The 22,474-nt window shown below is 40.1% G+C and carries 23 protein-coding genes and 1 tRNA gene; 7 read left to right on the top strand and 17 right to left on the bottom strand.

The features are described from left to right. Positions 1 to 36 precede the first annotated feature (36 nt). Complete coding sequence (locus tag G585_RS0110910; protein WP_022774984.1) at positions 37 to 1,818, bottom strand: ABC transporter ATP-binding protein; 1,782 nt, start codon at positions 1,816 to 1,818, stop codon at positions 37 to 39. A 220-nt stretch (positions 1,819 to 2,038) separates the two neighbouring features. Here G585_RS0110910 and G585_RS0110905 point away from each other — a divergent pair, with 220 nt between their 5' ends. Then, positions 2,039 to 3,730, top strand: a complete 1,692-nt coding sequence (locus tag G585_RS0110905; protein WP_022774983.1) for a sensor domain-containing diguanylate cyclase — start codon at positions 2,039 to 2,041, stop codon at positions 3,728 to 3,730. A 67-nt stretch (positions 3,731 to 3,797) separates the two neighbouring features. On the opposite strand, the gene G585_RS0110900 is transcribed toward G585_RS0110905, so the two are convergent. The 12 genes from G585_RS0110900 to G585_RS20060 all read right to left on the bottom strand — a co-directional run bounded on the left by G585_RS0110900 (position 3,798) and on the right by G585_RS20060 (position 13,229). After that, a tRNA-Thr gene (locus G585_RS0110900) sits at positions 3,798 to 3,870 on the bottom strand. 53 nt (positions 3,871 to 3,923) lie between these two features. Continuing rightward, the gene (locus G585_RS0110895; RefSeq protein ID WP_022774981.1) at positions 3,924 to 4,448 is read right to left on the bottom strand and encodes a DUF4364 family protein; all 525 of its coding nucleotides are present in this window, start codon (positions 4,446 to 4,448) and stop codon (positions 3,924 to 3,926) included. A gap of 15 nt (positions 4,449 to 4,463) precedes the next feature. Next, positions 4,464 to 5,612, bottom strand: coding sequence for an NAD(P)-dependent malic enzyme (locus G585_RS0110890; protein ID WP_022774980.1), 1,149 nt, complete (start codon positions 5,610 to 5,612; stop codon positions 4,464 to 4,466). Between the two features lie 13 nt (positions 5,613 to 5,625). Beyond that, a complete protein-coding gene (locus G585_RS17900) occupies positions 5,626 to 7,428 on the bottom strand; it encodes a DUF5722 domain-containing protein (protein WP_022774978.1) in 1,803 nt (600 codons plus the stop codon). Positions 7,429 to 7,436: 8 nt separating this feature from the next. Beyond that, a complete protein-coding gene (locus G585_RS0110880) occupies positions 7,437 to 8,771 on the bottom strand; it encodes a replication-associated recombination protein A (RefSeq protein ID WP_022774977.1) in 1,335 nt (444 codons plus the stop codon). A gap of 148 nt (positions 8,772 to 8,919) precedes the next feature. Next, positions 8,920 to 10,359: an MATE family efflux transporter gene (locus G585_RS0110875; RefSeq protein ID WP_022774975.1), complete on the bottom strand. Its 1,440-nt coding sequence runs from the start codon at positions 10,357 to 10,359 to the stop codon at positions 8,920 to 8,922. Positions 10,360 to 10,406: 47 nt separating this feature from the next. Further along, positions 10,407 to 10,832, bottom strand: a complete 426-nt coding sequence (locus tag G585_RS0110870; RefSeq protein ID WP_034482051.1) for an HIT family protein — start codon at positions 10,830 to 10,832, stop codon at positions 10,407 to 10,409. A gap of 19 nt (positions 10,833 to 10,851) precedes the next feature. After that, the gene (locus G585_RS0110865) at positions 10,852 to 11,337 is read right to left on the bottom strand and encodes an NUDIX hydrolase (RefSeq protein ID WP_022774973.1); all 486 of its coding nucleotides are present in this window, start codon (positions 11,335 to 11,337) and stop codon (positions 10,852 to 10,854) included. Then, positions 11,316 to 12,278 (bottom strand): DMT family transporter, encoded by a 963-nt coding sequence (locus G585_RS0110860; protein ID WP_022774971.1) that lies wholly within the window; start codon positions 12,276 to 12,278, stop codon positions 11,316 to 11,318. Before G585_RS0110860 ends, G585_RS0110865 begins: the two co-directional genes overlap by 22 nt. A gap of 102 nt (positions 12,279 to 12,380) precedes the next feature. Further along, the gene (gene dtd / locus G585_RS0110855; protein WP_022774970.1) at positions 12,381 to 12,836 is read right to left on the bottom strand and encodes a D-aminoacyl-tRNA deacylase; all 456 of its coding nucleotides are present in this window, start codon (positions 12,834 to 12,836) and stop codon (positions 12,381 to 12,383) included. Beyond that, positions 12,833 to 13,042 (bottom strand): DNA/RNA nuclease SfsA, encoded by a 210-nt coding sequence (locus G585_RS20115; protein ID WP_022774968.1) that lies wholly within the window; start codon positions 13,040 to 13,042, stop codon positions 12,833 to 12,835. The genes dtd and G585_RS20115 overlap by 4 nt, the downstream gene beginning before the upstream one ends. Beyond that, complete coding sequence (locus G585_RS20060) at positions 12,981 to 13,229, bottom strand: hypothetical protein (RefSeq protein WP_081644817.1); 249 nt, start codon at positions 13,227 to 13,229, stop codon at positions 12,981 to 12,983. The genes G585_RS20115 and G585_RS20060 overlap by 62 nt, the downstream gene beginning before the upstream one ends. A 136-nt stretch (positions 13,230 to 13,365) precedes the next feature. On the opposite strand from G585_RS20060, the gene G585_RS0110845 reads away from it, so the two are divergent. The 4 genes from G585_RS0110845 to G585_RS0110830 all read left to right on the top strand — a co-directional run bounded on the left by G585_RS0110845 (position 13,366) and on the right by G585_RS0110830 (position 15,868). Further along, on the top strand, positions 13,366 to 13,806 hold the full coding sequence (locus G585_RS0110845; RefSeq protein WP_022774967.1) for a LytTR family DNA-binding domain-containing protein: 441 nt from the start codon (positions 13,366 to 13,368) through the stop codon (positions 13,804 to 13,806). Further along, positions 13,807 to 14,277, top strand: a complete 471-nt coding sequence (locus G585_RS0110840) for a hypothetical protein (protein WP_022774966.1) — start codon at positions 13,807 to 13,809, stop codon at positions 14,275 to 14,277. 101 nt (positions 14,278 to 14,378) lie between these two features. Continuing rightward, complete coding sequence (locus G585_RS0110835; RefSeq protein ID WP_022774964.1) at positions 14,379 to 15,074, top strand: ABC transporter ATP-binding protein; 696 nt, start codon at positions 14,379 to 14,381, stop codon at positions 15,072 to 15,074. Positions 15,075 to 15,076: 2 nt separating this feature from the next. Next, positions 15,077 to 15,868, top strand: coding sequence for an ABC transporter permease subunit (locus tag G585_RS0110830; protein ID WP_022774963.1), 792 nt, complete (start codon positions 15,077 to 15,079; stop codon positions 15,866 to 15,868). Here the strand turns inward: G585_RS0110830 and G585_RS17895 are convergent. Beyond that, positions 15,809 to 16,738 carry a nucleoside hydrolase gene (locus G585_RS17895; protein ID WP_022774961.1) on the bottom strand — a complete coding sequence of 310 codons (930 nt, stop codon included), beginning with the start codon at positions 16,736 to 16,738 and terminating at the stop codon, positions 15,809 to 15,811. The two genes, G585_RS0110830 and G585_RS17895, sit on opposite strands and share 60 nt — an antisense overlap. Before the next feature lie 73 nt (positions 16,739 to 16,811). Further along, positions 16,812 to 17,936 carry a tocopherol cyclase family protein gene (locus G585_RS19710; RefSeq protein ID WP_022774960.1) on the bottom strand — a complete coding sequence of 375 codons (1,125 nt, stop codon included), beginning with the start codon at positions 17,934 to 17,936 and terminating at the stop codon, positions 16,812 to 16,814. A gap of 233 nt (positions 17,937 to 18,169) precedes the next feature. On the opposite strand from G585_RS19710, the gene G585_RS0110815 reads away from it, so the two are divergent. After that, positions 18,170 to 18,979: a hypothetical protein gene (locus G585_RS0110815; RefSeq protein ID WP_022774958.1), complete on the top strand. Its 810-nt coding sequence runs from the start codon at positions 18,170 to 18,172 to the stop codon at positions 18,977 to 18,979. Beyond that, positions 18,966 to 19,763 (top strand): hypothetical protein, encoded by a 798-nt coding sequence (locus tag G585_RS17890; RefSeq protein ID WP_022774957.1) that lies wholly within the window; start codon positions 18,966 to 18,968, stop codon positions 19,761 to 19,763. Before G585_RS0110815 ends, G585_RS17890 begins: the two co-directional genes overlap by 14 nt. 363 nt (positions 19,764 to 20,126) lie before the next feature. Here G585_RS17890 and G585_RS0110800 read toward each other — a convergent pair whose 3' ends face one another. Both G585_RS0110800 and G585_RS0110795 read right to left on the bottom strand, forming a co-directional pair. Next, positions 20,127 to 21,551, bottom strand: a complete 1,425-nt coding sequence (locus G585_RS0110800; protein ID WP_022774956.1) for a flippase — start codon at positions 21,549 to 21,551, stop codon at positions 20,127 to 20,129. Between the two features lie 31 nt (positions 21,552 to 21,582). Then, positions 21,583 to 22,398 carry an ATP-grasp fold amidoligase family protein gene (locus G585_RS0110795; RefSeq protein WP_196802908.1) on the bottom strand — a complete coding sequence of 272 codons (816 nt, stop codon included), beginning with the start codon at positions 22,396 to 22,398 and terminating at the stop codon, positions 21,583 to 21,585. Positions 22,399 to 22,474 lie beyond the last annotated feature (76 nt).

Raw genomic sequence — 22,474 nt, 5'->3', positions numbered from 1 at the left:
ACTAAATTCGGCTACGCCTCATTAAGTGCTCTCAGCTCAGCCTGCCTGCAGTTTCACAAGTTCTGCATAATATCCGCCAAGTTTGATGAGTTCCTCGTGAGTTCCACGCTCCGTTATCTCTCCATGCTGCATGATCAGTATCTGGTCTGCATCCTTGGTAGTTGATATACGCTGCGCAATGATGATCTTTGTGCACTCAAAATCAAGATTTCTTAGGCTCTCCTGAATCTCTTTTTCCGTCTCAAGGTCAACAGCTGAAGTTGTATCATCGAGAATAAGGATGGATGGCCTTACTGCCAGCGCTCTTGCAAGAGAGATTCTCTGCTTCTGTCCGCCGGAAAGGCCAACACCTCTTTCACCTACTATAGTTTCGTAGCCTTCAGGCATCTTGGCGATAAAATCGGAAGCCGCAGAATATTTGGCAAAACGAACAACCTCCTCACGACTTATTTCGCTATCACCATAAGCAATATTCCCATCAATAGTGTCAGAATAAAGAAGCACATCCTGGGTAGCAAGACCTATATTCTTTCTGAGCTGATTGAGTTTTAATTTATTGACATTTACACCGTCAATAAGGATTTCTCCGCTTGAAGGCTCATAGAATCTAGGAATCAGATGGATAAGAGAAGTTTTTCCGCATCCTGTCTCGCCCATGATTGCAATAGTCTGTCCTTTTTTAGCAGTAAAAGAAATATGCTCAAGGACTGGGAGATCATTGTCTGCATAGTGAAAAGAAACATCTTTAAATTCTATGTTTCCTTCGAATCTTCCAGGCTTATCAACAGCGTCTTTAGCATCTACGATCTCAGCTTCTGAATAGTAGATCTCCATAACCTTGGCAGATGCTGCCGAGAATCTCTGGAATTCATTCATAACGTTTCCAAGCTGTCTCATAGGGTTGGCTATGGCCCAGATAAGCCCCGAAAATGCCACGTATTCGCCCATTGTCATATCGCCATGGATAAGAAAAAGGCCTCCAACCAAAAGAAGTATTACCGCAAGGGCATTTGCAAGAGTTTCTACAAAAGGATAGAAACGAAGCCATATCATTGCTGTCTTTTTATTGGTATCTCTAAAATCAGAATTGCATTCATCAAATTTTTCTATCTCGTAGGCTTCCCTTGCAAAAGCCTTAACCACTCTGTTTCCGGCTATATTTTCCTGTGCCACCGTATTCATATATGCCAGCTTTTCACGAAGAAGTGCATGCATAGGCGCAACTAAAAGCTTAAATACATATATGATAAAGAAAATGAGCGGAGCCACGATCAAAAGGCTAAACGCCAGTCTCCAGTCCATGTAGATAAAGTAAATTGCAGTTGCTGTAACCAGAGAAAATGCTTCAACTACCATTCTGACAACCCACGCAACCATGTGCCTTACAGCATCAAGGTCTCCAGTAACTCTGGTCATCAGATCACCTGTACGATAAGTGTTGTAAAATTTCATGTCCTGTCTCTGAATCTTGTCATAGAGGAAATTTCTTACTTTGAAAAGAACCTGCTGCGATACAAACTCATATCCCATGCAGTCAAAATAGACTATGATGCACCTGAGTACAGTAAGGCCGATCATAAGAATAAGGAGCCTCACAAATTCATCAGGATGCCCCGTAAGATTCTCTTTTGCACCGGGACCGGATAAAAATCTGTCCACAATTTGCGCAGAAAAAAATGGCACAGTCAGTTGCAACATATTGTAGACAACTGTGCCAATCACCGCCAGTACATATAACGCTCTGTACCCTTCCATATTATCCCACAACCACTGCAGTCTCGTCCTGGGATACTTCCACCTCGAGTTTCGCTTTTTCATAATAACCACCCCATTAAATAAATAGTAATAATACAAATAGTTTCTGCTAATCTTGATTGTATTCCACCCATACACCTAATTCAATCTAAAATAATCTGATTTCTTATCTTTTTTTGCTTTGTTTTTATTCTTTTATCGCTTTATTAATCAAATTATTAGAATTAACGTTATATAGCACATGTTATAATTATAATCAGTAGATTTATGGAGGTTATTGCCTATGGATACGCGCTTTAGGAGACGTATAATTGCTTTTGCCTACATACTCATAATCCTATTGTTTATAGGACTTGGTTTTTGCTATTCAAACGAATCAAATAATTATTATAGAGAAAACTCTGTATCTCTTAATGACTATTGGAAAATTGATGGTAAATACATTACTTTTCCATTTAGCAGCGACGAAACCTTTACGATCAACAATACCCTTCCCACAGTATATGGCGATCAGCTCCTTGTAATCCGGTGCTACTATAAATCTTTTTCCGTTTTCATCGATGGAACGGAGGTTTTAGAGTCGAGAAACAATGTATTATTTGGTCATAGTACTGATGTTGGCAAAAAAGAGATCTGGATTCCGCTTGAATATGAATACACCGGAAAAAAAGTCGAAGTAAAGATTACTCCTCAAGAATCCCTTTATGGTGCAGAACTCACTGAAGCTTTTGTAACCACCAGATCTGCATACGTTATTGCCCAGTTAAGGAACAACGTTCCATCAGTTGTTCTGTTCATCCTTTTCACAGTTACCGGTATTTTTGAGATGCTGGTATCAACTGTATTTATCCTTAAAAGAGCTAACCTTATCAGAAAGCTTTCATTTGAAGCCCTTTTCTATGCAGGAGCTTTTTCCGTAGTTGCAGGGCAATGGATCATAAATGAGACAAGGATCCCTTTCATTGCAGTTGGCTATATGACAGGCTTTTCGATCCTAACTATAGTCTCATTTTTGCTGATGCCTCTTTTGTTCTTTGAAATCGCAAGATGCATCTTCCTACGTGTAGAGCTGATCGATCATATAATTGATGGCGCTATTGCTATTGTTATCCTGATTGCCTGCACTTTAGCGTCATTCGACATCTTCGAGTGGGGATGGCTGGTCTACGTAGCGCATGTACTTGACATAGTTGTTATGGTCATGGTCGGCTACTACTCATATTCCAGTATAAAAGAAGAAAAGAAGCTTTCAAGCAGAACAGGAATAGCTGTAGCTAATGGAATATTTATAATTCTGGCCGGATACTCACTTATTAAATACATCGACAACGTAGGCTATAATTACATCTTTTTCATAATAATAGCTCTTATGCTCTACATTATGGTGCAGGTTGGCCTCATTTACAGAAGGATAGGTCTTAACGTAAAAGAAGAAAAAGAATTTGCACAGGCCAAAATAGATGCCTATACAGATCAGCTTACAGGCATTGGTAACAGAAGGCATTTTTACGCTCTTGCTGATGACTATGAAAAGAACCGTCTTCCAAATGATCTTACTTATATAGCCATAGACGTTAACAGGCTTAAATACTACAACGACACCTTAGGTCATGACGCAGGGGATGAACTTTTAAAGGGAACAGCAACCTGCCTCAAACTTGCATTTTCCTCATCATCTACCAGCACCATTTCAAGGCTTGGTGGCGATGAGTTCGCCATTTTGATAATTGCGAATAGAAATGAGCTCGAAAAAAGAATCAGCTACTTAAGGACGCAGCTCGAACACTGGCACGGAAAATATGTAAAGGGAATCAGTATTGCTATTGGCTATGCCACAGTCAGAGAGAATCCTCACTGTAATATAGAGGAACTCGCTAAGATTGCTGACAACAACATGTATGAGGACAAAAAAGCCTTCTACGAAAAGACAGGCTATGACAGGCGAGGTCAGGGCGACGTCAAAAACGATGTTTAAAGCCATATTCAGATGAATTCTAGAAAAAAATCCCATCGGATAAATTCCGATGGGATTTAACATATACAGCTGCTGACGGGAATCGAACCCGTGACCTCCGCACTACCAATGCGACGCACTACCGACTGTGCTACAACAGCTTGGGCAATTTAGCCACGAATGATATTATAGCAAGTGATAACCCTTAAGTCAATCACTCATCAAACATTAAATTATCGATCAAAAACTGATATACTTCCTGATTTTTTTCAAGCCAGTTTCTGCAGATTGCCTGAGCCATTTCCTCTGTTGGAACGGGAATCTGAATATCTATAAGAGTATGTCCGCTCTCTCTTGCAATAACACGGGCTGTATACTCATTTTCACCTGTTTTCTGGTAATCTCCGATTATTGAGCCTTCACTTCTAAGCTTCATACTGTTGGCTTTTAAGTAATCATCGATCTGAGATTTGATAGAAGGATTGATCCTGTTTCCAAAAAACTTAAGGGCCTCTTCTCCCTCCTGTGTTATTTCAAGATAAGTTCTGTTGGCAACAGTTTTTTCTTTGATAAGATCAGAGGAAGCCATCTCTGCAAAAACTTCCTGCAAAGTTAAGAATGTCGTATATTCTTTTTCCAGTATAAAATCATAAATCTGTGACTTGCTAAGAGGCACTTCGCACCTCTTTAGCATGTACAGAACAATCATCTTGTATAAAGTAAGATACCTTGAGCTCACGCTCATACCTCCAAATTAAATAAGTTCTTTTACTGCTTTTGAAACAACTTCCGCACATCTCGGGTCAAATGCAGGAGGAAGTATATTTTCTTCGTTAAGTTCGCTATCAGGAACAAGACCTGCCAAAGCCTTTGCAGCTGCAAGCTTCATCTCATCAGTGATGCGCTTGGCACCGCCCTCAAGAGCTCCCTTAAAGATTCCAGGGAAAACAAGCACATTGTTTACCTGATTAGGGAAGTCGCTTCTTCCTGTACCTATTACCCTTACTCCTGCTTCTCTGGCAAGGTCAGGCATGATCTCAGGAACAGGATTTGCCATAGCAAACATTATAGCTCCATCATTCATTTCCTGTGCCATTTCTTTGGTAACAATTCCAGGTGCAGATACACCAACGAATATATCAGCTCCCTTTAAAGCATCAGCAAGTGTTCCGGTCTTCTGCTCAGGATTGGTAACATCCATCATCTTTTCCTGCATCCAGTTAAGATCTTCAGATGCCTTGGAAAGAATTCCTGACTTATCACACATTGTAACATTTTTAAATCCATAGGTAAGTAAAAGTTTTGTTATGGCAATTCCTGCGCTTCCTGCGCCGTTTACTACTACTTTGCAATCTTCTTTCTTTTTACCTACTACTTTCAGAGCATTTATAATACCTGCAAGAACAACAATTGCTGTTCCATGCTGATCATCGTGAAAAACAGGTATATCCAGCTTTTCTTTTAATCTCTCCTCTATTTCAAAGCATCTTGGTGCTGAAATATCTTCAAGATTTATTCCGCCAAAGCCAGGAGCAAGATATGTAACTGCCTTAATGATCTCTTCTGTATCCTGAGTATCAAGACAGATAGGCACTGCATTAACTCCTCCAAACTCTTTAAAAAGCACTGCCTTGCCTTCCATAACAGGCATTGCTGCATGAGGTCCGATGTTACCAAGTCCCAAAACTGCACTTCCATCAGATACGACAGCAATAGTATTGGACTTAATCGTGTATTTGTAAGCAAGGCTCTTGTCCTCAGCAATCAGCTTGCAAGGCTCTGCCACACCTGGTGTATAACATACAGCCAGATCTTCTTTTGAATTAACCTTTGCTTTGGAAACTATCTCAAGTTTTCCCTGCCATTTTTCATGCATCTCAAGTGCTTTCTCAGCGTTTGTCATAATAATGCTCCTCCTAAAACTTCTTTCCTATTATATCGTAAGCAAATGCGCATACTTCATCTCTTTTATCCGGGTCATCGATATATTTAAAAACAAAGTATAAATGTTTTGGTGAACCACTTGAAGTTTCAAGTCCAAGAGCAAGTCCAAGTGCCGCAATCTCTTCAGGGGCATCAACCTGCCTTGACAACATAAGAGCATCTATATATCCATTTTGAACCATCTTGGTGTAGGCATAGGCAAAAGCAGCCGCCTGAATGTTCTCACCCTGAGTAGATGAATAGCCTATTTCACTTAAGATAATAGATCTAACATCCCCATCAGGACTGAGCATACCTGGTTTTTGCATGTAATTGGTCAAAACCTCAATATTCTCCATTGTGATACAAGGTGTTGACTCAGTATGATTAACATATTTGGAAGTCTTCCAAAATGCGGTATTGTCATTAGGGAACGAGTACGGATGAGCTGCAAGTCCCCAGTCGACATTGCCATAATCATTCATGGAAGAAGCAAAAATATCAAGAACATCCTTGGCATCATAATCGCCTGTGCTCTCAGTATTATAGGTCCATCTCTGATCCAATGGAATATATACAAGTGCTCCAGCATTCTGGCTCTTTATAGCGTTGTAAAAAACTCTGAAAGCCCTTGTAAATGCCGTAGTATAAGTGTTCACATCTGTGTAAGACATGTAGTTATACTCTCTTCTGGCATTAACCTCGTTAGCGATGATCCACATGCTGACATTGCCATGGCCGGAACCTGAGTATCTGCCTGCAAGGAAGCTTCCAATAGCAGCAAGTGCCTTTACACCGCTCTCATCGGCAGCATTGAACATATAATATGGAGCCGTTGAGCCACTTCGCGCACTTGGATGCGTGATCTCAGGATAAGCTGAAGTGCTGGCGTCATTCAAGATGATGGCCGCTATATCTATGCCCATAGAATTGAGCTTTTTGAACAATGTATCATAGTCATTGATGATGCGGGCATTGAAGTGATATGTCACGCCGCCATATGAATAAGCAATCCCTCCTGATGTAGTAAGGATATGGGAAAGAGGAATATTATAGGCGCAATAATTAACTCCAAGGTCAGAAAGCTCATCAAGTCGAAGGGGATATGGCAAAATACCCTTTATAGAATCGTGGTCCATGCTGTCATAATAGTATCCTGCACATTCCTCAGGATTTGTAATGTACTTGGCATGTGCCACCTGAACGTACTGATCTTCCATCTTTACAGCAACTGCAAATTTGGAAAAGAGTCTTGTGTTTGAGAGGCCTTTGTTAAGCTTTATGGTAAAAGAAGCGTCGTCTCCTTTATAGATTTTGGAAAGAGGCTCTGCATCTGCAGCGATACCATCCTCATAAGTCGCCATCTCAAAAAGGTAATAGTACTTATCATCACTGGCAGGAATACCCTCAGAAGTAATGTTTACTTCAACGTTTGATGTTCCGACAATCTGACACTCAAGGTTGCCAAATTCTGCAGCATCATCAGCTGTAACTTCTACGGTCTCAGGTCTTTCAGAGAGGGCCTTTGACACTCTTTTTCCACCGTTTACGATCGTGTCAACAACGCTTTCCTGAACATACACGATCTCGCTGATGGATGTCTGTTCTATAGAAGCCTGATAAGGCGCTTCATCCTGTCCTTCATCAGTAACTCTTCCAGTACTGATAAAAAGCCACATTGTCATTGCTACAATGAACAAAACCGCAACTACTACGCCTATTCCTGTAAGAATTATTAACTTTCTATTGTGACGGGCTCTTCTCCCTGTGCGAAGCCTGCGTTTCTTTTTATCCATGTAACCCCTTAGTTATCTTTATCTTCTCTGTTTTTGAGCTTTCTCATGTGATCTTTTATCTTGAGCTCATAGCCGTTTCCTGAAGGGCTGTAGAACTCCTTGCCATTAAGCTCATATGGCAAATACTGTTGTTTAACATAGTGATCAGGATAATCGTGGGCATATTTGTAACCAATACCGTGGCCCAGCTTGGATGCTGATTTATAATGTGCATCCTGAAGATGTGGTGGTATCGGAAGATTACCTGTTTCTGTAACTGTACTCATTGCACTGTCTATTGCAACGATAGCTGAATTGCTCTTTGGCGCTGTAGCTATGTAGCTTGCAGCCTGGGCAAGTGTTATCCTCGCTTCCGGCATTCCAAGCCTCTCGACAGCGAGCGATGCCGCAACTGCCACCTGAAGTGCCTGCGGATCTGCATTACCAACGTCCTCAGAGGCACAGACCATCATACGTCTTACTATAAACTTAGGATCCTCTCCTGCATTCAACATTCGGGCAAGGTAGTAAACTGCCGCATCAGGATCCGAACCTCTCATGCTCTTGATAAAAGCAGAGATCGTATCATAGTGATTGTCACCATCCTTGTCATATCTGGCAACTTTTTTCTGTATACACTCCTCAGCAACCTCTTTAGTGATATGAATAAGTCCATCATCACTTCTCTCAGTTGTAAGGATTCCAAGCTCAAGAGCATTCAGAGCATGCCTTGCATCTCCATCAGCAAGATCCGCTAAAAAATCAGCTGCATCAGGCTCCAAAACCGCCTTGTAGGACCCCATCCCACGCTCTTTGTCAGTAACAGCTCTACCCAGCAGCTCTTTTATATCATCTGGTCCAAGCGGCTTAAGCTCAAAGATAACAGACCTTGATATAAGAGCTCCGTTCACTTCAAAATAAGGGTTCTCAGTTGTAGCCCCAATAAGTATTACCGTTCCATCCTCAACAAATGGTAAAAGATAATCCTGTTGCCCCTTATTAAATCTATGAATCTCATCTATAAAAAGAATTGTCTTTTTGCCATACATTCCAAGATTGTCCTTGGCCTTTTGTACGACTTCCTCCATGTCCTTTTTACCGGCTATGGTGGCATTTATCTGAGTAAACTCAGCCTTTGTGGTACCTGCTATGACCTTGGCAAGAGTAGTCTTTCCTGTTCCAGGCGGGCCATACAAAATGATAGAACTTAACTTATCCGCTAAAATCGCACGATAAAGAAGCTTGTCTTTGGCAATGATGTGCTGCTGACCCACTACTTCATCAAGGGTCCTCGGGCGCATCCTGGCGGCAAGCGGCGATTCCTTCTCATAGTTATTTTCTCTCATATATTCAAACAGATCCATAAATGCTTCGTTACTTTTCTTTATAATTGTAGACAGACTATATTATTCTACAATTTTTGCCCATAAAAATAAAGAGGATATATACACAAATTGCACAATCTTTTACAAGGTTTTCCACCTGTAAACGCAAAAGATTGTGCACTATAGATCAAGCGTGTTTAACTATATTGCGGACCCATACTCCGCTTCGTACTAAAAGAAATCCGATCGTACATTTCAGTAGTTCAAGAGCTGACACCATCATAAATATGCTAAGTACCGGAAGATTTGTAAACCTTGAAAGGATATAGGCTGCAGGTACACTGATAAGCCATGCAAAACAGCTGTCAAAGACAAATGTAACCGCTGTCTTTCCACCTGAACGAAGAGTAAAATACGACACATTCGCATATGAGTTGATAGGCATACAGATTGCAACAACCCAGATAAACCTGGTGGCAAGCTGTCTTATCTCCGGCTCAGTATTGTAGATCTGAGGTATTACAGGCGCTGCGATTGCAAGGAGCGAACCCATTACAAAGGTGGAAGCCACGCTAAGTGACGCCATTCTCCAGGCAGTCCTGCGGGCAGATACAAGCCTGTCTGCGCCAAGCTCCTGACCTACTATGATTCCTGTAGAATTACCGATTGATAAAAAGACCTCGTTAAATATCTGAGATACCGTTCCACTTATATTCATTGCAGCAATTACAGCTATTCCCCTTACGGAATACGCCTGCAACAGTGTTGCCTGTGCAAGGCTCCATAAGAACTCATTGCAAAGAAGTGGAAGGGATTTTACAAGTATCGTTTTTACCAGATAAAAAGGTACATAAAGGCTTCTGAAAACTCCCTTAAAGAATGGATACTTGGAGTTTTTCCTGTGTGCGCCTGCCATTACTATCAACAGCTCTGTGAATCTTGAAATTACAGTTGCAGTAGCCGCACCCATAACTCCCATTTTAGGAAGACCAAAAAGGCCAAAAATAAGAAGTGCGTTGAACACGAAGTTCACAAGCATAGCTGTCATACCTGCGATCATTGGAAGAGTGGTCTTTCCTGATTCTCGCATGGCGCTTGCATAGACCTGTGTAAGGCTAAAGGGGATAAGTCCCACAAGCATGATATCAAGGTATGATGCAGCATAGGCCAAAGTGGCAGCCCTGTCTGCATCTGCAGTTCCGGAAGCAATGTAAAGGGAAATCAGATTTTCTTTTGCCAGAAAAAGGAACGTTACTGCTATAGCGCAGATAACGACCGCATCCATCAGCTTAAATCTAATGGAATATCTGACGCCATCCATATCTCCTTTTCCAAAGAACTGTGTGCTGAAAATTCCGGCACCGGCAAGGGATCCCCATATACACAAATAGAAAATAAACAGCAGCTGATTGACAATAGCTACTGCTGACATCGGAAGTGTTCCGACCTGTCCGACCATTACGTTATCCAAAAGTCCCACGACATTGGACAGCGTATTCTGTATGATCATCGGGGCAACTATCATAGCTGCCCTGCGATAAAATACCCTGTCTCCGACAAGGCATTCACGCAAAGTAAACTTATATTTTATTGCTTCTTCTCTATTACTTGTTTCGTAGGTAGTCATAAGTATTTCCTTAATAACCGAAGCGGCTGCCTACTTTTAATGCAGCTTTACTCCAGATTTTCCTTTATCTTATTGATCATTTCGTCATATTCTGCATCTGTAAGGAACTTCTTGCCAGGGTTCATTTCAAAAACTCCGCCCCACTCAAATTCGTCCTTGTACTTTGGTACAAGATGCATGTGAAGATGGCAGCCTGTATCGCCATATGCGCCATAGTTTACCTTATCAGGGTTAAAGGCCTTATGTATAGCCTTGGATGCTCTGTTTACATCTCTGAAAAATGCATCTCTTTCAGCATCTGAGATATCAACTATCTCACTGACATGATCCTTGTAAGCCACGATGCATCTTCCCGGGTGGCTCTGCTCTTTAAAAAGAATAAGCTGGCTGACCTCAAGGTCGCAGATCTTTATACCAAATTTTGCAAGTGGCTCTCCGCCAACACAATATCCACAATTATTATCTTTTACCATTTTGTTTTCCTCCAAAAAATTACATCTTTTTCCCATTGAGAACTGCCTCAATAAGGTTATCCTCTTTATCATATACCATTTTCAGCGAAAAGAAATCATGACTTTTTTCCAGTTGCCTGAAAAATATCTTATCCCCTTCCCAGAGGTTTAAGTCATACACTTTTTCTTTTTCAACCCAGGTAAGTACTCCTTCATCGCAGTCTTTGGGCTCACCGTCAGGTGCTTTGGCAGTAAATAATGACATAAGCTCATAGTCACCTTTTTGTGAAATGAAGGTGACAACTGCGCGATATTCAAGCTCTTCAATCGGAATGTCATAGCCGGTTTCTTCAAAGATTTCTCTTTTTGCGCATTCTTCAGGGCTCTCATCATCTTCAAAGTGCCCGCCAACGCCGATCCACTTGTCTTTGCTGATATCATTCTTTTTTGATACTCTGTGAAGCATTAAGTATTTATCATCTCTTTCAAGATAACAAAGAGTCGTTAAGCCTTCTCTTCTTGCCATTTCTTTGACCTCTCATAATTTACTATAATAATCCCGGCTGAAACAAGCAAAAGTGCCACAATGCTCGCCACTGACAGTGCTTCCTGTCCCTCTCCCAGAAAAAGAGCTGACAGCAAAACTCCCATTATAGGATTAACAAATCCAAGGACTGAAACTTTGCTGACCGGATTGTATTTAAGAAGAACTCCCCAAAGTGTGTATGCTCCTGCGGAAATAAAGCCCATGTAGATCAGGTTAAGGTAGCAGCCTGTACTGTAGAAATTAAGGCTTCCTCCTAGGGCCAGTCCAATGATAAACAGAACTGCACCGCCTAAAAAGAACTGATAACCACTGAGGATAACAGGATTCTCATGCTTTGAAAAGATCTTGATACTGCAGCCTGATATAGCATAAAAAAAAGCCGCTGCAAGCATCGCACCCTCGCCTTTTAAAGTCATCGGTGCTCCGCTCACCAAAGCTCCTGCGCCGCCAAAGAACATAATAATTCCAAGAAAACCTGTTGCGCAGCCGATGAGTTTTTTTGCTGAAACCTTCTCAAGCTTAAATAGAAAAATAGCAAATAGCGGAGCCAGGAAGTTTCCTGATGCATTTATGATAGAGCCTCTTACTCCAGATGTATTAGCCAGTGACATAAAAAAGAAATAGTACTGACCGATGGTCTGAAAAAGCGAGAGTATCACAATGTATTTCCATGAATCTTTCTGCGGTTTCAAAGGCTTTTTGGCCAGTATTGAGCCAAAAAATATAGTCATAACTCCCGCAAGCATAAACCTTGCACCTGCAAGAACAAGCCTTGATGGCGTATCACTTGCATCTATCTTAAATAATTCATAAGCAATCTTGATGGCAGGTGATGCGCTTCCCCACAACACACAGCAAAATATGGCAACCAGCACAACCACCGGCGCAAATGTCCAAAATGAATTTTTGTTTTCTGTCATTTTAAGTTTCCTCCATATTGCATATGAAGTTCATTATACAAGAAAATGACAAGAAATAACTATAGCATAATCTTAGCATTAACAAATATCAATTCTAATTATTCACCCTTTTGAATATAGCTCGTCGCTGTCAAGAAGTATTGTCACAGGTCCGTCATTTATTGACTCAACCTTCATATCAGCGCCAAAGACGCCTGTCTTAACTTCAAAGCCTCTGTTTCTGCACTCTTCCACTACAAGCTCGTACAGCGGATTTGATATTTCAGGTCTTGCGGCATCTGTAAAGCCAGGACGCCTTGACTTGCAATCCGCATAAAGAGTGAACTGACTGACAATTAGTATCTGAGCGCCTGCATCTTTTGGATTAACATTCATCTTGCCATTCTCATCCTCAAATACTCTGAGGCCGCAGATCTTATCTGCAATTTTTACCGCAATTTCTTTTGTATCATTCGTATGGACTCCCAAAAGGACCATGAATCCTTTTCCAATTTCTGAATATTTCTCTCCATCTATTGTCACTGACGCCGAGAGAACCCTTGTAACAACTGCTCTCATTCTGCTTCTCCTCTTTCTGATACAATTTTTAGTGTATAAGGTGTCACTTCACACAGATAAAAAACAATCTCAACTCCTGCTTTTTTCGCCTCATAAAACACTTTGGCAAATTCAGGGTCAGTCTCCTCATTTGGTCTGACTTCACTAATTCCCTCTCCCTGAATAACAAAGGCAACTCTTGTCTTTTTCAACTGCAACAAGATCATACGGCGTCTTTCTCTCCGGATTGCCAGCCTTTTCAAGATATACCGTGCATCCTGGGATCAATAGTTCTTTGCATCTGCCGGTGTTCTTTACATGCACCTTGATTTCATCGCCATCTACGCTCACTATGGCAATGAATCTGTTTGGTCTTGATATGAATTTTGCTTCTACAATGTTTTCGTAAATCATAAGCTGATTTTACCATTACTTTGTAGCTAATGACCAGTAATTAAGAAATTTAGCGATTCAAGCTGCATTCCTACTATGATAAAATAATATTGAAGTAAAAAACAACACGATTCATGGTCAAAATAAATCCGCTCATATGAAAATAGATATTCAAAAAATCGATTCCGGAGAGGAAAGCGTTACCATCAGGTATAAAGCGCTTTCTCAGGATTTAAAAAGAATAATTGGAATTCTGGAGAAGTCTGAAAATAAGCTTTGGGGCAAGACCGATACAGAAACTGTAAGCATCAGCATTTCAAGTATCCTCTACCTGGAATCCGTTGATGATAAGCTTTTCGCATACACCGGAAACAAGGTCGTGCGTTTAGACGGAACTCTCAACTCATTTGTCATGGAAATCAGCGATGAAGCCTTTTTCAGATGCAGCAAGTCAATGGTGATTAATGTCAACAAGGTAAAAACCTTAAAGAGCCTGTCTTCAAACAGGATTGACGCGACCATGGAAAGTGGTGAACACATAATCATTTCAAGAAGATATGCATCAGATTTCAGGCGTCTTTTGAAAGGAGGGAGATAGATGAAGAACAAGAAAAAAGTAACACTTTGGGAGTTGTACCTTACAAAAGAAATAGGGATTGAGTTTAAGGCATGTCTTTACTTCTTTGCTCTCCTGTTCTATTACTGTGTATACAGGTTGATAAACGGTGTCTATGATGCCAGCATCCTGCACATGACAGAACTGATCCTCGCCTGCTATATCATCGGTTATATTCAGGTATATCTATTGTGGAACTTTGATGAAGCAGATGCTCTTAAGATAAAAGAAATTGCGGGAATGGTGGGGTGTACTTGCGTATACTGCCTACTTTCCTGGCTTTTTAACTGGTTTAACAAAAATCTGCTTGTCACTTTAATATTTGCAGCTTACATTCTTCTTGTTTACTTCTGCGTTTTTTTGATCTACAAATACAAACGGATCATCGATGATAAAAAGCTCAATGAAGATTTAAAGCTCTTTCAGACTGAGCACAAAAAAGAGGATAGTTAAGTGAATGTTAGCGGTAAAATAGTGCACCTTACGGGAACAGTTATTGTTCCCGTTTTTTATTTTTGCTATGAATGAATTACAAGAACAAGAGGAGGTGCATTATGAAAGAAAACGTGATCGAGATAAGTCATTTAACCAAAAGCTATGGCAAAAGCAGAGGCGTTATTGATGTTTCTTTTAACGTAAAAGAAGGTGATATCTTCGGTTTTCTTGGACCTAATGGCGCAGGAAAGTCTACTACTATCCGCTCCATGCTGGGCTTTTTGAAGATAAACTCAGGCAATATAAAAATACTTGGGATGGACAGCGTAAAAGATCATGAAAAGATTTTAAAGAATATTGGATATATGCCCTCAGAAGCATGGTTCTATGATTCCATGAAGGTATCCGATGTCATAAAATACGCTGCTGATGTCCGCGGACTTGATTGCAGTAAAGAAGCTGCCAAACTCTGTGAAAGATTGAAAGTCGACACCCATAAAAAGATCAAACAACTCTCCCTTGGTAACAGAAAGAAAGTCAGCATAGTCTGCGCCATGCAGCATAGACCTCGCCTTTTTATCTTTGATGAGCCCACCGGCGGCCTTGATCCTCTTATGCAAAAGAAATTCTTTGAACTTATAAATGAATATGTCGCCCAGGGAGCCACTTGTCTTTTGTCTACCCATGTGCTGTCGGAAGTCGACAAATACTGCAAAAATGCCGCGATCATGCGGGAAGGAAGGCTCACAATGCTGGGCACTCCACATATAGATGATGAAACGTTCCTTAGTTTCTATGAAGAAGAGGAGGGATAAAAATGAGATCGGTCTTAAAAAGAGAGCTATTACTTAATCTTAAAAATCTTCTGATATGGAGCCTGTCCGTTGGTGCTCTCGGGCTCGTCTGCATATTATTATATAAGTCCATGGAAGGTGAAATGAAGGATATGGCTGATGCCTTTTCTAATATGGGAGCCTTTTCAGAGGCCTTTGGAATGAGCACTTTGAGCATCGCAACTTTGAAAGGATACTTTGCCACTGAAATAGGCGCAGTTCACGGCCTTGGAAGCTGTATGTTTGCAGCGATCATCGCGATCAATATCATTTCAAAAGAGGAAGATGCCCACACAGGCGAATTTCTTTTTTCTCTTCCTCTTTCAAGGAATCGGATTCTTACTGCCAAATCGCTGTGCGTTGCTATTATGCTGGTGCTTTTTACCATTGTATGCACTTTGTTTTATTTGCTGGGCTTTAGTATTTTAGGAGAAGAAATGCCTCTGGATCTCTTTTTCACATTTATGGCAAGACAGTTTCTTATGAATCTGGAAGTCGCAGGAATATGCCTTGCGCTCTCATCTCTCACCGGCAAAAACAGGATGGGACTTGGACTTGGAATGGCTCTTTTGTTCTACGCCTATGACGTAATGGGCCGGGTTATTCCTGATTTAAAGAAGTATTTGTTCATCGGGCCCTTTTCCTATGCAAATGCTTCGGAGATATTTACCAATGCCCAGTTTCCGCTATCCGGAATTCTAGTGGCTGGTGCTGCCTTAGTCTGCTGCATAGCCTTTGCTTTTTGGTATTATGGCAAAAGAGATCTGGCTTCCTGAGAACAACTCCAGCTTAGCGATAAGGTCCTCAATTATGTACCTTGAATCCACATCTGTGTATATTCTGATGTCCGGATTATCATCTTTTACTGCAGATGAAGTGTCATCCAGCACCAGAGGTGCCTTGGCAGTGTGATAGTGGCCGCATCCGGGATTAATAGTCACTGCAATAGCTGGAGAATCGCCAAGAGACCAGCTCTCTCCCTGGGTCCAGCCTGCTGCCTCGGACATATTGTATTCAGTCATCTGAGTGTAGAGGTGATTTCCTATTTTTCCGCATGGCTTTATACGGCGCTCAATCTCTGCAAGACCTATATTTACTGTAATGTATACATGTGAAGGTATGAGCCAGATATTGGCTCCGCTCTGGAGCACGTAGTTGGCGGCCTCTATGTCATTCACTGAATTAAACTCTGTAAATGGCGCTTTGCATGGAGCCTCACCATGAGTTCCTATCCAGACTATCGTCATTTTGTCCTTTATCTCAGGACATGTTTGAAGTGCCTTAGCCACATTGGTTATTGCCCCCTGACACAGAACAAATAAGGGATTAGGCTCATCCTTTAGGGCTTCATCAATTATGAATTTTGAAGCTTCTGAAACTTCCTTATCCTCACTTAATGGTCCCTTTTGACCGTGAAGCACCGGAACTGATAAATCCATAGCATCAAGGATTGTCTCTATCTCTTTGTAGCTTCTTTGTTCTGAGTCTTTTACCTTAAAATGCTCTGCCGCTATGGCTTTAACAATAAGCTTAGGACTGAGCAGCCCATGCACAATTGCAAATGGATCATCAGCCTCGCAGGCCGCATCCGTGTCGATTATGACTCTGATTTTCTTGTAATCCGGAACTTTGTACTGTATCCCCATTTTGTATTCCCCCAATAACTGTGTTCGCTCGATAGATTATTAGACGCGCATCAAATAGATTCTGTAATCTTCATTATTGCTGATCATATTCCCCATACTCACAGCCGACATTCTCACATATAACTTCGTCGACAAGCTTTCCGCAATGGAAAAGCATTACTGTGCCCTTTCCGTTGCCGCCATTCCACAAGCGGTTGTGAAGTTTCTTGCCATTTGGAGCTTCGTAGTTCACAAGGAGCATGTCTTTTTTCTTGCATGTTATGTCAGTAACCATCCGGTTTGTCCAAGTCTTTTGCTCAACATGCCAGATTATTTCATCCTCCGTTTCCGAAGACTCAAACTTTGTTCTGGTAAATGTCCAAAACTTTGAAAAATTGAACTCATATGGCTTTCCTTCATACCAATAGGCTGAAAGAAGCTTTCTGTTCAATGCAAAAGGACCAACCTTTGGTCTTCCACCACCTATATCAAACACGCTGTTTTCAAGTTTTTTACCAGACCGCTTACTTGTAAGATTGTTGGATGAAAGCCACACCCAGGGAGACGTAAAATCTTTTCCCCAGTTCTTGTCAGCATATCCATAGCAGGTCTTGGGATCAACAGTGTACTTGTGCCCATCTAAAACTATCTCACCTGAGTACTCAGTCTTCATGCCCTCCGCGTGCCAGAACATCTCAAAAAGCTGAAGCTTTCTAAAAAGATTACCTGCTCCATATCCCACATTAAAGGCAATTTTCTTATTTATTGTGAGGTTCCATGAAAGTTCTCCACTTCCTGACATATATTCAGGGTGCTTATCCACTTCTTCCTCAGACAAACTCACTCTTCCCCAGGTTTTATTTTCTGTAAGGAAGCACTCTCCCGCTTTTATAGAAAACGGGACTCCCATTTCTACGTCAATCTTTTCCCAGCCGTAGAAGTTGTGTATCTGCCTTGCTCCTTCGCCCCAGCATCCAACCTTAACCATAAGGTATGAAGGCTTCACACCTTTCGCTCTATTCGCAGGAAGCTGCCCAAGTACTGGTTCAGCCCCTCCACAGGCAGGATTACATAAAAAGAACTCTATAAAAAACGGCTTTTCTTCGCCTGTCGCACTATCTATTGCAGTAAAAGAGTGCCACCACCAATCGTACCCAAGCTTCGCCTGGCCACCAAAGAGTTGGCACTGATTTCTGGTTATGTCTGATCTGTTAAACACTGGTTTGCCTTTCTGTTTTCTATCTTTATTTTTTTCAAATCCTCACTTACAAGCTACAAGCGTAAATATGATGATAACTACTATTAATTTACTCTTTCACCCCAAGAATGTCTATTATATAGTGATTATATATTTATTTATTCTATTTGACGCTCGTCAAATATTTATTTATAATAACTATATATTGTATTTGACGAGCGTCAAATGTTTTTTGCCAAATGAGGTGTTGAATAATGGCTAATCTTATCTTAGAAAAACAGGATCTAACATATTTGCAATGGTCGCACATACGCAGTTCAAGCGGAACAACCGGAACATTTTTAAAAGCGACTTCATCTCTTCATGGGAAAAAGAAATATTATAAGCTCTCAAACTTTGATTCCGTAAAAGGCATTATTGGACATGAGTGTATTAACGAAATAATAGTCGACAGACTTCTTTCGATTTTCGAAATAGAACACTTGGAATATGAACTCATCAATGCTGATATCGAAATAGAAGGGAAGGTATATAGCACTTATCTCTGTGCTTCTGAAGATTTCAAAGAGCGCGGCGAAAGCAAAATTGCCCTTGATGACTACTATCGCGCAAATGCCGAGAAAGGTGAGTCTCACTATGACTTTTGCAAAAGACAGGGTTGGCAGGAATATATAGATACGATGATTGCTCTGGATTATCTTATTCTAAACAGAGACAGACACGGCGCCAATATAGAAGTTCTCAGAAATGCCAGAAAGCATACTCTCAGAATCGCCCCCTTATTTGATCATGGCGTATCCCTTCTGTACTCTTGTGTCAATGATGACGCAGCCATAAACTTTGACATACTTGCTGATAAGCCCTGTAACAATTTCATTGGAAGCTTTTCCTGCTATGACAATCTGAGCCTTCTGCCTAAAGATAACCGCCCACTCAAAGGAATTTTAAAGCCCCATCACAAGAACATCATTTTTGAGAACCTTAATGGTATTATTTCAGAAACATTCATAAACAGAATTTGGGATATGATTTATGGAAGGTACATGATATATGAAAATTTATGAGATACTTGACGAAGAAACGAAAATATTAGTTGGAACCCTACTGTACTATGAAAAAGAAAGATCATTTATCATAGAACTTGCAGACTCCCTTGATGAATGGAATGCTCCATTACTTTTTACCAATTTGGTGAAAAAGGGAATCTATACTATGCCAAGGGACCTAAGTTTTTTATGGGTAAAAGAAAGAATAATTCCCAGCGGTCGTCAGAACATCGGTGATATTCTAAATAATCACAAATTAAAAGAATATGATGAAATGAAATTTCTAGAGCTCGCAAGTGGCCGCTGCAGCCAGGATTCTTTGTACATAAAAAAAGCTGCGAAGCTGCCGGAATATGTAATAAAAAGACAAAAGTATAATCTCAAGGATTGCACCGTCCTGACTGATTTTCATATGCTTTGTTTTTTTAACGACGATACCACAAGAAAAATTTCTCTCAAAGCCCTTGAAAATATAGAAGGCGTTGATAAAGTAGTTGCAAATGCCCCACTTTTTGCTTCCGCAGAACTTGGTATCGATGGCTATTTTGTCTCTTTTGACAATTCTATCGATGTTCCTGCCTGGGCTCTATATAAAGAAGGTCAAAAAGTTCCACTAACATATGATAATTTTCTTGCTTTTGCCAAAAACAATCTCGAAGATACATCTTCAAGCTGCGAGATCCTTGAATGCTCCCGCCAGAACCTCGCATACATGGTCAAAGAAAATCAGCTTTCTCCGTTTAAGGAAAATGTAAAAGGGAACCTGTATTTGAGAAAAGATGTGGTAAAAAACAGGTGGTAAAGCTCCATCAAGCCTTTCATCAAAATGATCTGTCAACAATTTTACAATGTGCTATTTTCAATCTTTAAAAAAACTGTCTTCTGTGCTAATATCATATTAACAAAAGTGCTACCGATAGACGGTTAGCCCTTTAAATGATTAGTTATGATAATAACCGTTCAGTTGCTAGGCTGGGGCGGTTATTTTCTTTTGCCTAAAAGATAAGCAAAGGTTGCTACGGCAACAATCATCATCGTGTATTGAAACAGATTTGAATAGTTCACCATTATGTATGCCCTCCTTTCGATTGGATTATTACCTCCTTTCGTTAGGATAAGGCTAACCGCCTACCGTTATGGTAGCACCAGTCTATTTTGGCAAACATCAGTTCGGGCGGCAACATATTCTTTTCTTCGCCAAAATGATAATTCCAAGAACTGCCATATAAAATGATCCGCTTATAATGATTTTAACTAACAAAGCAATTATATCATTTTGAATTGGCGGTCTATATCCTCTAAACACAACAAACATCAGAATTCCAGAAATGATGAACGGCAAGGAGTTGACAATATTTCTGCCTATGTTGGCTTCCTTGTAAACGAAAGCTGCCTGGACAACACATACCACTATCTCCGCTGTCAAAGTACCTATCGAAGCACCAAGTGAAGCATATTGTGGTATAAGCATTAAATTCAGCAACACATTTACTGCCGCGCCCAAAAACAAGGATGTAATAAATAGTTTATCCTTTTTCCTGGGCAACAGATATTGTGTTCTAATAACATTAGCAAACGCAAGAAACAAACAACTTGGAAGAAGTATATAAAACAATGATATACATCTTTCAAATCCCATTCCATAAAAAACCGGAACAAAAATATCTGCGACAGTCATGATCCCAAGACATATAGAAGTAGAAATGAACATAACAAAAAGAATCGATTTGTCAAAAATGCGTTCCGTCTCTTTTTGATCATCCCTATAAGCCAACATATTAGACATCCTAGGTAACATTACAGTCCCCAAAGCCGTAATAAATGCTAACGGAACGCGGATAACATTTTCACTTCCATGATAAAAGCCCAGTTCTTTTTCGGTAGAAAGAACTCCTAGCATTATTTTATCCATGGTCTTATAAAAACTCACAGCTACAGTTGGTAAAAACAATATTATATTAGGCTTTATATGCAACTTTACTTCATCGAAGGAAGGTCTGACATAATGCACTCGCGTAAATACGATTGGAACAGAAATAAGTTGACATGCAAAAAAACCAATACTATATATCAGTGCATATTTCCAAACATCGTTCTCATCCCGAACCAAAACAAAAATAGCTGCAGTAGTCAATATTTTTGTAATAATGTCACGGGTTGAAGTAACCTTAAACTCTTCTAGTCCGTATAATACCCACGTAAGATCAATAGTTCCAGATAACACAACTAGAGTAAAAATGAACGCTAATAAATTAGATGGCATGACAACAAAGCAATATGCCAGATAAACTATTGTTATTATCATTCCCATAAGCAACTGAAAATAATAAATTTGCCAAAAAACTGCAGATAGTTTATCTGTATCATTTCTAATAGAAGCTATAGTCCTATTCCCATAGCTATTCAAACCCAACCGTATAAAAATGTAAAAATAATACGCTATAGAATAAGAAAACGAATACGCGCCTAATCCTTTAGCATTTAATGTTCTTGACAGATATGGCAGTGTTACTAAAGGCACTATTATTGTAGTCAATTGATATACAGAATTATAAATAAAATTTGATTTCAAACTATTTTTTTTTGACATATAGAAAGCCTACTCAGTAATACTCCAGCACTCATCTGCGACCGCTAAAATCCAAATTCCATAATCTACCTAATTTCGCATCCCATTCCGGGGGAGTTATTATTTCAAATCCACTTCCATTAGTAAAAGTCATCTCACCAAAATATACTCTGCCATTACAATAGAAAAGATCGACTCTTACATGATCAAATCCAACACACAAATTCTTTACAATTTCTATCATCTCATCGAAATGCTTAGGTTTTTCTATGAAGCCATCATAATTACCATATGTCATTTGATTAAATGGTTGTAGTTTCCAGTCCAAATCATAAATATTTCTTTTATGATCTGCAAATCTGTCAACATCGACCCAACAATAATAGGGTGTCCCATCAAAACATAAAAACTTATAATCTTTAATATCATTTCCAAGGCACTGTTCAACTAGTATCTTGGGTTTTATATCAACATATTGCATTTCAAAATATCTGTATCCATAATTTCGCTTAAGATAAAAATGATCATATTTGTATTCCAATCGAGAGATGTCATATCGTGTGAGCTTATTTTTATCCTCAATAATTGTAGTACTGCCACTATCATGATTGCACTTCAAGACAAAGCTGTTTGGCATTTCAGGCAACTTTATTTCCGAAAAGCTATCAAACACACCAATAAACGGCACAAGATATTGCTTTCCCACCCTCTGTGAGACCCATTCTCTAGCTAAGACCTTGTCTGTCAACCTTGTCTTTACTTCAGATGAACAATACACTTTAGAAAAATTCAACTTCTCTGTATATGTCTGCGGGTTATCCCAATTTATATGCCTATTATTTTTTAAATAATACCTTTTATCAGTCACACGCTCTATGTACCGGGTGCTTCGTGTACTATTTATCTTATACTTCAAAAGTCTTAACTGATCAGACATCGTATCC

This window comes from Butyrivibrio sp. AE2015 (assembly GCF_000420825.1).
In the GTDB taxonomy this organism is placed as follows: domain Bacteria; phylum Bacillota; class Clostridia; order Lachnospirales; family Lachnospiraceae; genus Butyrivibrio.
Note: the sequence above shows the minus strand (reverse complement) of the source record. Positions and strands in the feature narration are given on the sequence as shown.

Coding starts and splice junctions, on each gene's coding strand:
- G585_RS17890 (WP_022774957.1), top strand. CDS start 18,966: ATGAAAATTTATGAGATACTTGACGAAGAAACGAAAATATTAGTTGGA.
- G585_RS20060 (WP_081644817.1), bottom strand. CDS start 13,229: ATGATTTACGAAAACATTGTAGAAGCAAAATTCATATCAAGACCAAAC.
- G585_RS0110845 (WP_022774967.1), top strand. CDS start 13,366: ATGAAAATAGATATTCAAAAAATCGATTCCGGAGAGGAAAGCGTTACC.
- G585_RS17895 (WP_022774961.1), bottom strand. CDS start 16,738: ATGGGGATACAGTACAAAGTTCCGGATTACAAGAAAATCAGAGTCATA.
- G585_RS0110860 (WP_022774971.1), bottom strand. CDS start 12,278: ATGACAGAAAACAAAAATTCATTTTGGACATTTGCGCCGGTGGTTGTG.
- G585_RS0110865 (WP_022774973.1), bottom strand. CDS start 11,337: ATGGCAAGAAGAGAAGGCTTAACGACTCTTTGTTATCTTGAAAGAGAT.
- G585_RS0110905 (WP_022774983.1), top strand. CDS start 2,039: ATGGATACGCGCTTTAGGAGACGTATAATTGCTTTTGCCTACATACTC.
- G585_RS0110910 (WP_022774984.1), bottom strand. CDS start 1,818: ATGAAAAAGCGAAACTCGAGGTGGAAGTATCCCAGGACGAGACTGCAG.
- G585_RS20115 (WP_022774968.1), bottom strand. CDS start 13,042: ATGATCTTGTTGCAGTTGAAAAAGACAAGAGTTGCCTTTGTTATTCAG.
- G585_RS0110875 (WP_022774975.1), bottom strand. CDS start 10,359: ATGACTACCTACGAAACAAGTAATAGAGAAGAAGCAATAAAATATAAG.
- G585_RS0110830 (WP_022774963.1), top strand. CDS start 15,077: ATGAGATCGGTCTTAAAAAGAGAGCTATTACTTAATCTTAAAAATCTT.
- G585_RS0110800 (WP_022774956.1), bottom strand. CDS start 21,551: ATGTCAAAAAAAAATAGTTTGAAATCAAATTTTATTTATAATTCTGTA.
- G585_RS17900 (WP_022774978.1), bottom strand. CDS start 7,428: ATGGATAAAAAGAAACGCAGGCTTCGCACAGGGAGAAGAGCCCGTCAC.
- G585_RS0110840 (WP_022774966.1), top strand. CDS start 13,807: ATGAAGAACAAGAAAAAAGTAACACTTTGGGAGTTGTACCTTACAAAA.
- dtd (WP_022774970.1), bottom strand. CDS start 12,836: ATGAGAGCAGTTGTTACAAGGGTTCTCTCGGCGTCAGTGACAATAGAT.
- G585_RS0110835 (WP_022774964.1), top strand. CDS start 14,379: ATGAAAGAAAACGTGATCGAGATAAGTCATTTAACCAAAAGCTATGGC.
- G585_RS0110880 (WP_022774977.1), bottom strand. CDS start 8,771: ATGGATCTGTTTGAATATATGAGAGAAAATAACTATGAGAAGGAATCG.
- G585_RS0110870 (WP_034482051.1), bottom strand. CDS start 10,832: ATGGTAAAAGATAATAATTGTGGATATTGTGTTGGCGGAGAGCCACTT.
- G585_RS0110815 (WP_022774958.1), top strand. CDS start 18,170: ATGGCTAATCTTATCTTAGAAAAACAGGATCTAACATATTTGCAATGG.
- G585_RS0110890 (WP_022774980.1), bottom strand. CDS start 5,612: ATGACAAACGCTGAGAAAGCACTTGAGATGCATGAAAAATGGCAGGGA.